We start from the raw sequence: 12,178 nt of genomic DNA, 5'->3' as shown, positions 1-12,178 counted from the left end.
TAAAAGAAACTACAGCATAAAAAGGATCTCTATAGTGTGGAATAGAGATCCTTTTTTTTACTTTGAATTTGCTTTTTAAGCAGATCAATTGCGCCACTTGTAAAATGACGGCATACAAAAAATACTGAAACAACGGATATAAATTAACCAAATGAAATATATTGTGCTTTACTTCACATTTTTAATTAATTATGATGCGCGAATAACAAAATAACCCAATCAAAACAAGACATAATCATCTAAAGAAAAAACTACAGCGTAAGAGAGCTTCTGTTCGATAAGAGCAAAGCTCTTTTCTTTTTTTAAATTTCTGACCTTTTGGTGCTAAACATTTTAAATATAAAAAAAGCGGATTTTACAATCCGCTTTTTGACTTCTCTCAATATTTCACATGCCTAAGTGTGTAGGCTAAAGGCATGCAAGGTATCCGTTATACACAACTACCTTTTATCAGCATCAACTAAGCTTCCGCTACAATTTCACCAAATTTGCCATTGTTGAAATCGTTAAACGCTTGCACGATTTCTTCTTTGCTATTCATTACAAATGGACCATAGCCTTGGATTGGCTCATTCAGTGGTTTACCTGTAAGGACCAAAAACTTAGCATCTTGCACTGCTTCAAGTTGAATTGCTGCATCGCCATCTTTTTCAAACATGACAATCGAGCTATCAAGCACCTTTTGTGTACCATTGAGCAACATTTCACCTTCGAGTACAACCACCAAAGTATTGTGGTCAACTGGCACATGAATAATTTGCTCATGACCCGCTTTAAGCTGACCATCCCAGACATTGACCGGGCTAAAAGTTGAAGCAGCACCTTGTTGTTCAGCATATTTCCCAGCAACCACACGTAAGTGACCTGCATCATCATCAAAATGAATCACAGGAATATCTTGCGCAGAAATTGCTTGATACTTAGGTTGGGTCATTTTATCTGCTGCAGGTAAATTCACCCAAAGCTGAACCATTTCAAAGATTCCACCTTTTTCAGTGAATTCATGTGAATGGAATTCTTCATGAACCAAGCCTGCGCCCGCAGTCATCCATTGCACATCACCTGTTTTAATGGTTCCACCGCCACCATGAGAGTCTTTATGGGTAACTTCACCTTGATAGGCGAGTGTCACTGTTTCAAAGCCACGATGTGGATGTGAACCTACACCGTGCTGTTCATGGCTAGGTGCAAAGGTATAAGGCGCTGCATAATCCAATAATAAAAAAGGACTAATCGCTTGACCTAAACGATCATAAGAAAACAAGTTTTTTACAGGAAAGCCATCACCGACCCAATGCATATTTTGATTGCGGTATACACCAATAATTCTTTTCATCTCAATACTCCTATCTCTAGGCTTTAATATGAATCCATTTTAGGTTTTTTAAAGTGATCAATACAGCAATCTACCAATACGCTGAATCCCAAATATAGGATATTCAATAGCGATGGCACAGCGTAGTTTTTAATCAATCATCTTATTTATGAGATTATTAATCTCAGTTTATAGGCTTAATTATCATGATTAAGCCACGTAACATGAAATCCATGCAAAATAATTTGTTTTGTATTTAAGCACAATTTAAATTTTAGTGACTTCAAGGATATAAAAAATGGGAAAACCTTACGTTCGTTTAAACAAAGATGATGCTGCGGTATTGTTAGTCGATCATCAAACTGGATTACTTTCTTTAGTTCGCGACATTGACCCAGATAAGTTTAAAAACAATGTTTTGGCACTGGCTGCGGCGGCGCAATATTTTAACCTTCCCACTATTCTGACCACCAGTTTTGAAGATGGCCCCAATGGTCCACTGGTACCTGAGTTAAAAGCGCTTTTTCCAGATGCGCCATATATCGCTCGCCCTGGTCAAATCAACGCTTGGGACAATGAAGACTTTGTCAAAGCGGTAAAAGCAACAGGTAAAAAACAACTGATTATTGCGGGTGTTGTCACCGAGGTTTGTGTTGCCTTTCCGGCTCTTTCTGCCCTTGAAGAAGATTTTGAGGTCTTTGTGATCACCGATGCTTCTGGAACATTTAACCCGCTGACACGTGACTCAGCTTGGGACCGTATGAGCAATGCAGGTGCACAATTAATGACTTGGTTTGGTGCCTCTTGTGAGCTACATCGCGATTGGCGTAATGATATTGAAGGTTTAGGTACGCTATTTGGTAACCATATCCCTGACTATCGTAATCTGATCAACAGCTACACACAAAACACTTCTCAAAAATAAGACAATCGTTGTCGCTAGGAATGTAAGCCTTTGCATTCCTCGCTTTTGTTTCTGCATTTTATGTGTACAAATTTTAAAATATTTTCCTATTAATGATACTATTTTATCATCAACACACCTGAGATGAAGCTGTGCACTCTTTTGATGACTACTATTATTTCTATCTGGTGGTAAAACATGGTGGATTTAGTGCTGCGAGTGAAGCCAGTAATATCACCAAGTCTAAGCTGAGCCGACGTATTTTGGATTTAGAAGCCAAATTTAATGTCACTTTGATTCAACGCTCGACACGGCATTTTAAAGTCACACCACTAGGACAAGAATTCTTTGAGGAATGTGCAAAGATTATTGAACAGGCGGATAATGCTCAGAATGTCTTATTAAAACAAGAAATTGAATTACAGGGTCTGATTAAAATTAGTTGCCCACCCGTCATGATGGAACATCAAATTCGACCGATTCTAAATCAGTTTTTAAAAAAATATCCCAAAGTTCGGGTTGAATTGGCTCTCACCAGTCGACGTATCGATGTGCTGCATGATGATATTGATTTGGCCATTCGTACTAACTTTTCAAGCAATGAAGACTCCAGCATTATCGTTAGAGATGTGATTAAAACCACGCACTGTTTAGTGATTAGTCCTGAACTTTTAGGCGATCGTGAAATTCAACATGTCACAGAACTTTGTGAATTTCCAACCATTGTATTAGGTACAGATAAACAGCACTATCATTGGCATTTACATCATATTCAGCAACGTGAAGAAATCGATATTCCGTTACAGCCTCGGGTCAAAAGCAATGACTTAATGGGCGCGTATTATGCGGTACTCGATGGCTTAGGTATTGCTGATCTTCCCTATTTAACGGTAGAACGAGACATTGCTTCAGGGCGTTTAATCCATCTGTTACCAGAGTGGTGTTCCAATATCGGTGTTGTACAGTTGGTCTATGCATCACGCAAAGGTCAACGCTTAGTCATGGAAAAATTGATTGAAGATTTAGTTGAAGGTATCCGTGCCTATGCACCTAAACACGATGGTTATATTTTATAAAGCCAACAATCGAACAAAAAAAACCAGAAGTTTAACTTCTGGTTTTTCAATTCTAACCCTAGGCAATGATTAGATTTTACCGATCAAATCAATTGAAGGTGCAAGTGTTGCATCGCCTTCTTTCCATTTTGCTGGACATACTTCGCCTGGGTGTGCGTGTACATATTGTGCTGCTTTCACTTTACGCAGTAATTCTTGTGCATCACGTCCAATGCCACCAGCATTGATTTCAATAATTTGAATTTTACCTTCAGGATCAATTACGAAAGTCCCACGATCTGCAAGGCCTTCAGCTTCAATCAACACTTCAAAGTTTTTTGCCAAAGCCCAAGTTGGATCACCCACCATTGGATATTGGATCTTTTTGATTTCATCTGAGTTGTCATGCCATGCTTTATGGGTAAAGTGTGTATCGGTAGAAACTGAGTAAATTTCTACGCCCATTTTTTGGAATTCAGCATAGTTATCTGCTAGATCGCCTAACTCTGTTGGGCAGACAAAAGTAAAATCAGCAGGATAGAAAAATACCACAGACCATTTACCCAAGAAGTCTTTTTCAGACACTTCGATAAATTCACCATTTTTATATGCAGTTGCGTTAAATGCTTTAACTTCAGTATTAATCAAACTCATTTGGTCTTCCTTCAATAGGTTTCAGGGATTGCTTATCTGTGAAATCACTATACGAAAAATTATTAAATCGGTAAAACTGGAGTTTTTAATAAAAATAATCGGTTTTATAGATTTATTTTTCCAATCTGTTGCCTTGATTTGATCGAAAATATTATTTCAAACTTTGCTTGACCTTTCACCGTTTACTCTATAGATTTTCTTTTTGAGTGGACTTTAAAAAATGACGTTCTCAATTCTTTTGGAGCAATTCCAAAACCTTCCTTTTGGTACAGACGCTTTTAAACAACTGAAAATAAACTGTGAATCTCAAATTGCTCATTCTGATGCTGATTTTGAGAAAACGGCGATTTTTATAATTTATGGTTTTGCCAAAAACTATGTCTTACTTTATGAAGATCAAGCCATTACTGCTGAATTTGCAGCAAAAGCAAAAAACCAATTGTTAGCCTATATGCAGCAACTGGACACAGCAATTCAAACTCAAGATCGTGCAACAATTCTTAATCACTTAGATCAAGTCACAACGCACTATATGCAAAGCTCACGAATTTTTTAATCACAGCACCGTAATTCAACAAGCTTGATTATTCAGCCTTGTTGTTGCTGATATACGCTTTCTAAACTGCACCAAGCCGCATGTGCCAATGCTGCTTGGTAGACTTTTGGCGTGGCTTTCACTTTACCTGACAACCATGCCCGACAATAACTTTCTGTCGATCCAACCATAAATGACAATAATAATTCATGGGGAATGTTCTTGATCACCCCATAATCGGGTTGCTGTTTCATCCAAGCCAATAAGTGCTGATTACGTAAATGATTCTGCTGTTTTAGCTGATCCCGCTGAGTACTTTTAGAAATACTAAAATTGGCAGTATATAAAAATCTGGCGAAATCAGGATAATCCATGACCCAGTCTATATAGCTTGCTGTCATCACTTGAATACCCTGCTGTAGACTTTGTGCAGACAATAATGCTTGATCACGGCGTTCTGCTTGGTCTTCTATGGCTAAAATATACAGGGCTGCCACTAAACCTTCTTTATTTTTAAAATGGTGATAAATCGCTCCCACACTGGTTTGCGCACGTTCACGGATCATTTCTATTGTTGTTGTTTCAATCCCATATTCTAAAAAACAGGCTAATGCTTCCGTTAAGATCACACGTTTTAATTCTGCACGACGCCCACTATAACGACGTTCCAACAAACTTTGATTATTCATGTACAGCCTTTGATTTTATTTAAGCATTTTCTATATGACATTTTACGCGATTCAAATCGTCTGTCGAGCCAATAACAGAATTTAATTCTGTATTAGAATAATATTCTGCAAAATAAATAATATTCTGTAAACTAAATAAGGAATACAACAATGAGCCAAACCCTAAAGCTGTGGAATAGATTTAAAAATAAGCCTGCTGGCAAATGGACATTTTCAAAATTATTATGCTTAAAAGCGCCTTATTTCAGCAGTATTTCTCCTGTTTTTGAACGACTTGAAACGAATTATGCTGAAATTAAAATCAAAAAGCACCGTGCTGTACTCAATCATATTGGTACAGTCCATGCTATTGCCATGTGTAATATGGCTGAGCTTGCTGGTGGGACCATGACCGATGTAACTGTGCCTTCCACGCATCGTTGGATTCCCAAAGGGATGACAGTTGAATATTTAAAGAAGGCTGAAACTGATTTAATTGCGATCGCCACGCCTGTTGAAAGCAATTTTCAGTGGAATCAAGGCAGTGATTATTTGGTCAATGTGGAGGTTAAAGACACGCACAATGATCTGGTATTTAAAGCTGTGATTACCATGTGGGTTTCGGCGAAAAAGTAATAGTCTAAAACCAAATCATGAGGTTCATAAAAAAACCCTTTGTTTTCACAAAGGGTTTTGATAAAGCTTGACCGTTTTTATCAATTAAAAGGGTAAGTCATCATCCAAATCCGCAGGGGCAGCAGTAGGTGCTGATGGTGCAGCTGCAGGTTTAGGCGATTGAAAACCTTGGTTTACATTGTTTCCGCCATTGCCATAGCCACCTTGTGGATTGGCATTGCCGTAACCACCGCCTTGATTACCTTGATTCGCATAACCACCACCGCCTTGGTTGTTGTTAAAACCACCTTGCTGGTTGTTATTGAAACGTGGTTGGTTATAACCACCATTGTCAGCAGCAGCGCCTTCACCTTGTTGACGGTTGTTATCAAGCATCTGCATTTGTTCGCCACGAATTTCAGTGGTATAGCGCTCTTGACCATTTTGATCCGTCCACTGACGGGTACGTAAAGAACCTTCAATATAAACTTTTGAACCTTTACGTAAATACTGCTGTGCAATCTCACCTAAACGGTTGTGCAATACAATACGATGCCATTCCGTTTGTTCTTTTCTTTCACCGGAATTTTTGTCTGTCCAAGATTCACTTGTCGCAATTGAAAATTGAGTGAGAGAACCCCCATTTGGGAAAGTTTTAGTCTCAGGATCACGACCTAAAGTACCAACTAAAATAACTTTATTTACACCACGCATTAGATGTTATCTTCCTATTCGATTCTATGTTTTACTTTATAAGAGTTATGTTTAAATGGCTACCTCTTTCCCAAACAACTGCGTTAAATGTTGTCGCGCAGCATCATCAATTTGCTGTTTATCAACCTTTATATACGCAACTTGCTGGTCAGACATAACCACAACTTCCTCAATACCACGAATTGACAACAACTGAGAAGTCCAATTATCGGTTTGTTTATCCTCAGGCAATCGTAATACGATTGATGTTAAATATCGTGGTTGAGCTAGCCCAAAACTAATGAGCAACCAAAGTATAGCAATAGCTGATAAGACACTCCAACCCATTGTTGTATTATTGAGCAAAATTAATTGCCCACCAAGTGTCCCACCAAAAAAAGCCCCTAAAAATTGAGCACTTGCATTAACACCCATCGCTGTTGCTTTGGATTGAATCGGTGCTGCTTTAGACAACCATGAAGGGAGTAAAGCTTCCATGACATTAAAGGCAATAAAGAACAATCCAAGGCCTAACAACAAGATATATTTGGATTCATAACCAAAAATCAGAACAACTAATCCCGCTATAATTCCTGCAATTGCCGTTAGAAAAATGCTGCGCATTTTACGGTATTTTTCAGCCAGAATAATGCTCGGAAATGCAAAGAACAGACTGATGACCAACAAAGGCAAATAAACAATGCCATGTTGCGCCAAAGGGATTCCGGCAAAATTGATCAATTGAGAAGGCACATAAACAAACATTGCGGTAAGCAATAAGTGCAGCGCAAAAACTGAAACATGTAAACGATTCAGATCGCCCATTTTTAAGACTTGTTTGAGCTGATGCAGATAACCTTGTTTAAAGTTTTTATGATGACGGGTGGTTTTAGGCACCATAAACAACATGAGAATTGCCAATAATCCCATGATTGTTGTTACCCAGAATAGCCCTGAAATCCCCACCAAACTGGTGAGCCAAGGCCCTAAACTAAAAGCCACAACAAAGGACAATCCGATACTCATGCCCATCACAGCCATGGCTTTGGTCCGATTCTCTTCACGGGTGACATCCGCCAACAAAGCCATAACAACCGCAGATACAGCGCCAGCGCCAGCAATCGCACGGCCAATAATGACCCCATAAATGGTTTCAGACATTGCTGCAACAGCACCACCCAAAGCAAACAGCAGTAAGCCAAAAACAATCAAAGGTTTACGGCTAAAACGATCTGCCCATAAGCTAAAAGGAATTTGCAGAAGTGCTTGGCTGAGGCCATAGACACCGACCGCTAAACCGATCAAAGCAGGTGTGGCATACTGATAAGACTGACCAACCACCGCAAACACAGGGATAATCATGAACAACCCCAACATGCGTAAAGCAAAAATACTACTTAATGCAAAGGTCGAGCGGCGTTCTAAAGGATTCATCATATCTACTGGCTTATCAAAACTGGCGAGCTAATTATCAAACACATCATCGCATATTGTGGCAACTTTGTGGAAACATTGAGCATAAAAAAGAGCACTGTTAAAGTGCTCTTGTATTGTAATCTCTTTTCTTAAAAAAGGATTAACTCTGTTGTTCAATTCGCTTGTTATATTGAATCGATGCAATGACTGCCCAAACAATAAAGGCAACACCAATCAAACCCGTTACCACTTCAGGTACATGTAAACCTGTACCACTTGCAATCATGATAAATGCCAAAGCACCAATGGCATAATGCGCACCATGCTCAAGGTAGATATAGGCATCAAGTGTACCTTTATCGACCAAGTAGATTGTCATTGAACGAACAAACATCGCACCAATGGCCAAACCGAGCATAATAATGACAACATCAGAAGTAATCGCAAACGCACCGATCACGCCGTCAAAACTAAACGATGCATCTAAGACTTCTAGGTAAATAAAGCCACCAATACCAGCTTTGATCACACCTGTAGGTGCACCATTGGCATCATGACCCACAGCATTGCCGTCTTCATCCACTTCTGGCTCGCCACCCAGTAAATGACTGAGTACTTGTACACCGATATAAATCACGATGCCCCAGATACCTGCCATTGTGACCACAAGGCGTTTCGCTTCATCTACATTTGCAGCCATAATCAGCAATGCCACTAAAGCAAGGAATACCGACATTGCTGGTACATTGGCCAAGTTGGCTAAACGCTTTTCAATCCATTTAAACCAATGGGTATCTTTGCCTTCATCCAAGAAAAAGTTTAAAAATACCAATAACAAGAATGAACCACCAAAAGCGGCGATTTCAGCATGATGTGCCAATAATTTTTCTGAGTATTGAATTGGATCATTTAATGCCATTTTCACAACATCAAACATGCCCATATCCGCTGTGACTGCAACAATCACAACAGGAAATACCAGTCGCATACCAAATACAGCAATCAAAATACCAACGGTTAAAAAGATCATTTTCCAGAAATGATCCCAATTACGCAGCACAGATGCATTTACAACAGCATTGTCAAAAGACAGAGACACTTCCATAACAGCAAGAATTGCCGTAATGGTCAGTGCAGAGAGCATGGCTTGCACGCCTGCATTTGGACCATGGGTAAAGCCCCAATATGCAGAGATTGCCAAACACACGATCGTAAAAAATATTGAGAAACCAAAATGTTTCATCATGGGAATTCGACCTACGGAGAATAGTTTTTGAATCAGAAAACTGAAATAAAAATCGCGTTTTTAATGCGCACATTATGACGACTTTTTCACATTTATCCAAAGTTCTTTGTCATATTTTTATGCAAATACAGTCGAATTTTCTGCATTCAAATACCTAAAGCAATTTAGAGTTGTTATAGTCTTGCAAACTGAAATCATTTTATAACTTGAATCATTGCATAGGAAAATGACATGTCTTTTTCTCAAGACGTATGGCAACGTAATCTTGCTTTATATAACAAAACTTTAGCGCTTCCATTTAACCAAGAACTTGCAACAGGCTCATTAAACAAAGAAGCTTTTTGTCATTATGTGATTCAGGATGCGCATTATCTGGTGGCTTATGGTCGGGCATTGGCTGTCTGTGGTGCAAAAGCATTTGATGCTGACGATATCATCCAATTTACCCAAGGTGCGAAAGAAGCAATTGTGGTTGAACGTAGCCTACACGATGGATTTATGAAAGATTTTGGGATTAGCAAAGCTGACTTTGAGAATACCCCGCTTACCCTTGCCTGCCATCACTACACTGCTTTTTTAACTGCGACGGCTTGGTCTGAAAGCTATCCTGTGGTTTTGGCTTCGTTACTGCCTTGCTTTTGGATTTATGCAGAAGTTGGAAAAGATATTGTGAGTAAATCTATTGCCAATAATCCATATCAAGCATGGATCGATACCTATTCAGGTGAAGAGTTTAACGAAGCAGTTAAAAATGTTTTAGCGACGATTGACCGTATTGCAGAACATTGCGATGCAGATACCCTTGAGAAAATGCATAAAGCCTATACCAAAGGCGCTGAATTAGAATGGCTGTTCTGGGATAGCGCTTATCATCAAAGACAATGGTTAGGCTTAGATCAGTAATATAATTTTATTGAAAATTTCCGATGTAGATAAAGGTGAATAATTAATCTACTTCATGTATCACATCTACAACTATCCCTCATAAAAATGAGGGATAGTCTCAATAAAAAAGAGTGCCAAAGCACTCTTTCACTCGCAACAGAATACATTAAACCGCTATTTTAAATTAATCTGATAAATTGCTGTACTGCCACTGACTTCATTGCCCACAATCAACATAGGCTTTGCATTTGGTGAATCTTTGGCAGAGACAAACGTCAGTCCTTCAGGACCTAAATCACTTTTCTCAATCAGAATCTGCTTGCCATCCTTGTTTAAGATTGGCTGACCTTGGGCATCTTTATAAACCTGATCCTGTTTAAAGGTACGATTATTAAAATACTGTATAAACACAGGCTTTTGTGGATTGCTAATGTCGTATACCATTATCCCACTTTGGCGCTCTAAGCCGATAAAGGCAAAGGTTTTTTTACCAATTGTACCCAGCGCTAAACCTTCAGGCTCAGGTCCTTTCTTGCCACTTCGGTCATCAAAAGCCACCGCTTCATGATCACTATTAAAATAATTTGGAAATAGCTCAGCAACTTTACGCTCAAACTCACTGCCTGAATCCCAAATTAACTTGCCTTGTGCATCCCATATACTGAATGAACGCGCGCCATAGCTATAAAGTTTGCTATAGGTCAATAATCCATTGGCATCCACTTTTGGTGAGCCATCTGCGTTGGTTTGATAACCCATATTCCAAGCAATGTTTAAACGTCCTAATGATTTATCATCACGGCACAAGCCCGGATCAGTCGCTGTTGCACCACAATAGGCAAAAACCGTTGCATCTAGTTTGGCACCTTTTACACCTGCGGCAATATTGGTCAAATGAGCAGGATAATCTTTTATATTATTGCTAAAACCTTTAACACTGAATAAATCCTTCATCCGAATCGCTTCAACAAAACCTTGGCTTTGATCTCCAGCATAGTACGCTTTTGAGTCTTTTAGCCATTCACGTGAATCACCTTCATTGGCTGTGACTAAATAACTTGCCCCATTGGCTTGATAATGGGCAATTGAATCAGGTTGATACATCCCCACCAAACCCGGCCAAGCCTGAATATTAATTTTTCCATCTTTATCACTGACATCTAGCGCATTATTGGCAAGCCCATGATCTTTATAACCTAATGGAAAAATATCAGTCACTTTTTTGGCAATGATATCAATTTTGGCAATGGCATTATTTTCTTGTAAAGTCGCCCAAGCGGTTTTCCCATCATTGCTGATGGTGATGTACTCAGGCTCTAGATCCTGAGCCACTGTCGCTTTAGGACCAAAAATGCGTACACCCGCTTTAATCAAATCGGCTTTTTTATCATTAAACGCTTTAAAATCGGCAAGGTTGGCGGTTGGTCGTTGAATATTGCTGATATCAATAATACTGATTGAACCTTCAGGATCGATACTATAGTCATCATTGGGTTCAGCCTCATTTGCCACCAAAACAGTTTTACCATCTGGGCTAAATGTCAGCATATCAGGTAAAGCACCAACTTCGACTTTACTGATTAATTTCAAATCTTTGGCATTAAAAAAAGCCACAATACCCTTATCTGTTTTTTGTTTGGCTTGAACGGCTAGTGCCACAATGCCATTTTTAATCGCAACTGAATTTACTTCTGAATCAGCTAAAGCTTCACGGGCCGAAAGCTCACCAATATGCACAGGTGTTTCGGGTTTAGACACATCTAATACATCAACTAAACCCTTTTTGGCATTGACCACAAATACCCGTTTTGTTGTTGCATCATATGCAGGAATTTCTGCTGCACTTTCAGCAAAAATACCCGTTTCATAACGCCCCAATAAGCTTAAATTAATGCTTTCAGGTGTGGCTTCTTCAACCGTTGGCGCTGTTGTTTTATTATCATCATTACATGCCACTAAGCCAACAGAAAGCATTGCTAAACACAATGCTGAAACTTTTATGTTCATAAACAGTCCATTTTTTGTTTAATTTGGCTTAATGTATTCATCACGAGTGTAAGTTCCATGACAAGCAGATTACAGTTTCATGGCAATTTCTTGAACATTCAATTGGGTATCGCAGCTGATTCAATATAAAGCAACGATTTCATACAGATTTAGTCAGATGATTGTTTTAAAATATTCACAAAATG

12 protein-coding genes are annotated in these 12,178 nt (G+C 39.0%); 5 read left to right on the top strand and 7 right to left on the bottom strand.

The window, feature by feature from the left end; genetic code table 11:
- Window positions 1-460: 460 nt before the first annotated feature.
- Complete coding sequence (locus GJV03_RS09470; protein ID WP_004718553.1) at window positions 461-1,336, bottom strand: pirin family protein; 876 nt, start codon at window positions 1,334-1,336, stop codon at window positions 461-463.
- Window positions 1,337-1,613: 277 nt separating this feature from the next.
- Between GJV03_RS09470 and ycaC the strand changes: the two genes are divergently transcribed.
- Window positions 1,614-2,240: an isochorismate family cysteine hydrolase YcaC gene (ycaC, locus tag GJV03_RS09465; protein ID WP_004818434.1), complete on the top strand. Its 627-nt coding sequence runs from the start codon at window positions 1,614-1,616 to the stop codon at window positions 2,238-2,240.
- Between the two features lie 131 nt (window positions 2,241-2,371).
- Window positions 2,372-3,295, top strand: a complete 924-nt coding sequence (locus GJV03_RS09460; RefSeq protein ID WP_034611312.1) for a LysR substrate-binding domain-containing protein — start codon at window positions 2,372-2,374, stop codon at window positions 3,293-3,295.
- Between the two features lie 69 nt (window positions 3,296-3,364).
- Here the strand turns inward: GJV03_RS09460 and ahpC are convergent, their stop codons facing one another.
- Window positions 3,365-3,928 (bottom strand): alkyl hydroperoxide reductase subunit C, encoded by a 564-nt coding sequence (ahpC, locus tag GJV03_RS09455; RefSeq protein WP_004718560.1) that lies wholly within the window; start codon window positions 3,926-3,928, stop codon window positions 3,365-3,367.
- Between the two features lie 220 nt (window positions 3,929-4,148).
- Between ahpC and GJV03_RS09450 the strand changes: the two genes are divergently transcribed.
- Window positions 4,149-4,484 carry a hypothetical protein gene (locus GJV03_RS09450; RefSeq protein ID WP_154129950.1) on the top strand — a complete coding sequence of 112 codons (336 nt, stop codon included), beginning with the start codon at window positions 4,149-4,151 and terminating at the stop codon, window positions 4,482-4,484.
- Window positions 4,485-4,516: 32 nt separating this feature from the next.
- Here the strand turns inward: GJV03_RS09450 and GJV03_RS09445 are convergent, their stop codons facing one another.
- Window positions 4,517-5,152 (bottom strand): TetR/AcrR family transcriptional regulator, encoded by a 636-nt coding sequence (locus GJV03_RS09445; protein ID WP_034611308.1) that lies wholly within the window; start codon window positions 5,150-5,152, stop codon window positions 4,517-4,519.
- A gap of 150 nt (window positions 5,153-5,302) precedes the next feature.
- On the opposite strand from GJV03_RS09445, the gene GJV03_RS09440 reads away from it, so the two are divergent.
- Complete coding sequence (locus GJV03_RS09440; protein WP_056517210.1) at window positions 5,303-5,767, top strand: hotdog fold domain-containing protein; 465 nt, start codon at window positions 5,303-5,305, stop codon at window positions 5,765-5,767.
- 84 nt (window positions 5,768-5,851) lie between these two features.
- On the opposite strand, the gene ssb is transcribed toward GJV03_RS09440, so the two are convergent.
- The 3 genes from ssb to GJV03_RS09425 all read right to left on the bottom strand — a co-directional run bounded on the left by ssb (window position 5,852) and on the right by GJV03_RS09425 (window position 9,098).
- Entirely contained in the window at window positions 5,852-6,460 is a 609-nt protein-coding gene (ssb, locus tag GJV03_RS09435; protein ID WP_004718569.1) for a single-stranded DNA-binding protein, read from the bottom strand.
- A 51-nt stretch (window positions 6,461-6,511) separates the two neighbouring features.
- Entirely contained in the window at window positions 6,512-7,876 is a 1,365-nt protein-coding gene (locus tag GJV03_RS09430; RefSeq protein ID WP_016539108.1) for an MFS transporter, read from the bottom strand.
- Between the two features lie 139 nt (window positions 7,877-8,015).
- The gene (locus GJV03_RS09425; RefSeq protein ID WP_171066888.1) at window positions 8,016-9,098 is read right to left on the bottom strand and encodes a DUF475 domain-containing protein; all 1,083 of its coding nucleotides are present in this window, start codon (window positions 9,096-9,098) and stop codon (window positions 8,016-8,018) included.
- Window positions 9,099-9,332: 234 nt separating this feature from the next.
- On the opposite strand from GJV03_RS09425, the gene tenA reads away from it, so the two are divergent.
- Window positions 9,333-10,004: a thiaminase II gene (tenA, locus tag GJV03_RS09420; protein ID WP_004818427.1), complete on the top strand. Its 672-nt coding sequence runs from the start codon at window positions 9,333-9,335 to the stop codon at window positions 10,002-10,004.
- A 156-nt stretch (window positions 10,005-10,160) separates the two neighbouring features.
- Here the strand turns inward: tenA and GJV03_RS09415 are convergent, their stop codons facing one another.
- Complete coding sequence (locus GJV03_RS09415; protein WP_154129949.1) at window positions 10,161-11,993, bottom strand: choice-of-anchor I family protein; 1,833 nt, start codon at window positions 11,991-11,993, stop codon at window positions 10,161-10,163.
- Window positions 11,994-12,178: the final 185 nt, after the last annotated feature.

The sequence above is a fragment of the Acinetobacter sp. RIT698 genome (genome assembly GCF_009668065.1).
GTDB lineage: Bacteria > Pseudomonadota > Gammaproteobacteria > Pseudomonadales > Moraxellaceae > Acinetobacter > Acinetobacter guillouiae.
The sequence above is the reverse complement of the archived record's forward strand: the minus strand, read 5'-3'. Positions and strand labels throughout refer to the sequence as shown.

Bases quoted from the DNA above. Each gene is read 5' to 3' on its own strand.
- GJV03_RS09440 (WP_056517210.1), top strand. From the start codon at position 5,303: ATGAGCCAAACCCTAAAGCTGTGGAATAGATTTAAAAATAAGCCTGCT.
- ssb (WP_004718569.1), bottom strand. From the start codon at position 6,460: ATGCGTGGTGTAAATAAAGTTATTTTAGTTGGTACTTTAGGTCGTGAT.
- GJV03_RS09430 (WP_016539108.1), bottom strand. From the start codon at position 7,876: ATGATGAATCCTTTAGAACGCCGCTCGACCTTTGCATTAAGTAGTATT.
- GJV03_RS09425 (WP_171066888.1), bottom strand. From the start codon at position 9,098: ATGAAACATTTTGGTTTCTCAATATTTTTTACGATCGTGTGTTTGGCA.
- GJV03_RS09415 (WP_154129949.1), bottom strand. From the start codon at position 11,993: ATGAACATAAAAGTTTCAGCATTGTGTTTAGCAATGCTTTCTGTTGGC.
- GJV03_RS09450 (WP_154129950.1), top strand. From the start codon at position 4,149: ATGACGTTCTCAATTCTTTTGGAGCAATTCCAAAACCTTCCTTTTGGT.
- GJV03_RS09445 (WP_034611308.1), bottom strand. From the start codon at position 5,152: ATGAATAATCAAAGTTTGTTGGAACGTCGTTATAGTGGGCGTCGTGCA.
- ycaC (WP_004818434.1), top strand. From the start codon at position 1,614: ATGGGAAAACCTTACGTTCGTTTAAACAAAGATGATGCTGCGGTATTG.
- tenA (WP_004818427.1), top strand. From the start codon at position 9,333: ATGTCTTTTTCTCAAGACGTATGGCAACGTAATCTTGCTTTATATAAC.
- GJV03_RS09470 (WP_004718553.1), bottom strand. From the start codon at position 1,336: ATGAAAAGAATTATTGGTGTATACCGCAATCAAAATATGCATTGGGTC.
- ahpC (WP_004718560.1), bottom strand. From the start codon at position 3,928: ATGAGTTTGATTAATACTGAAGTTAAAGCATTTAACGCAACTGCATAT.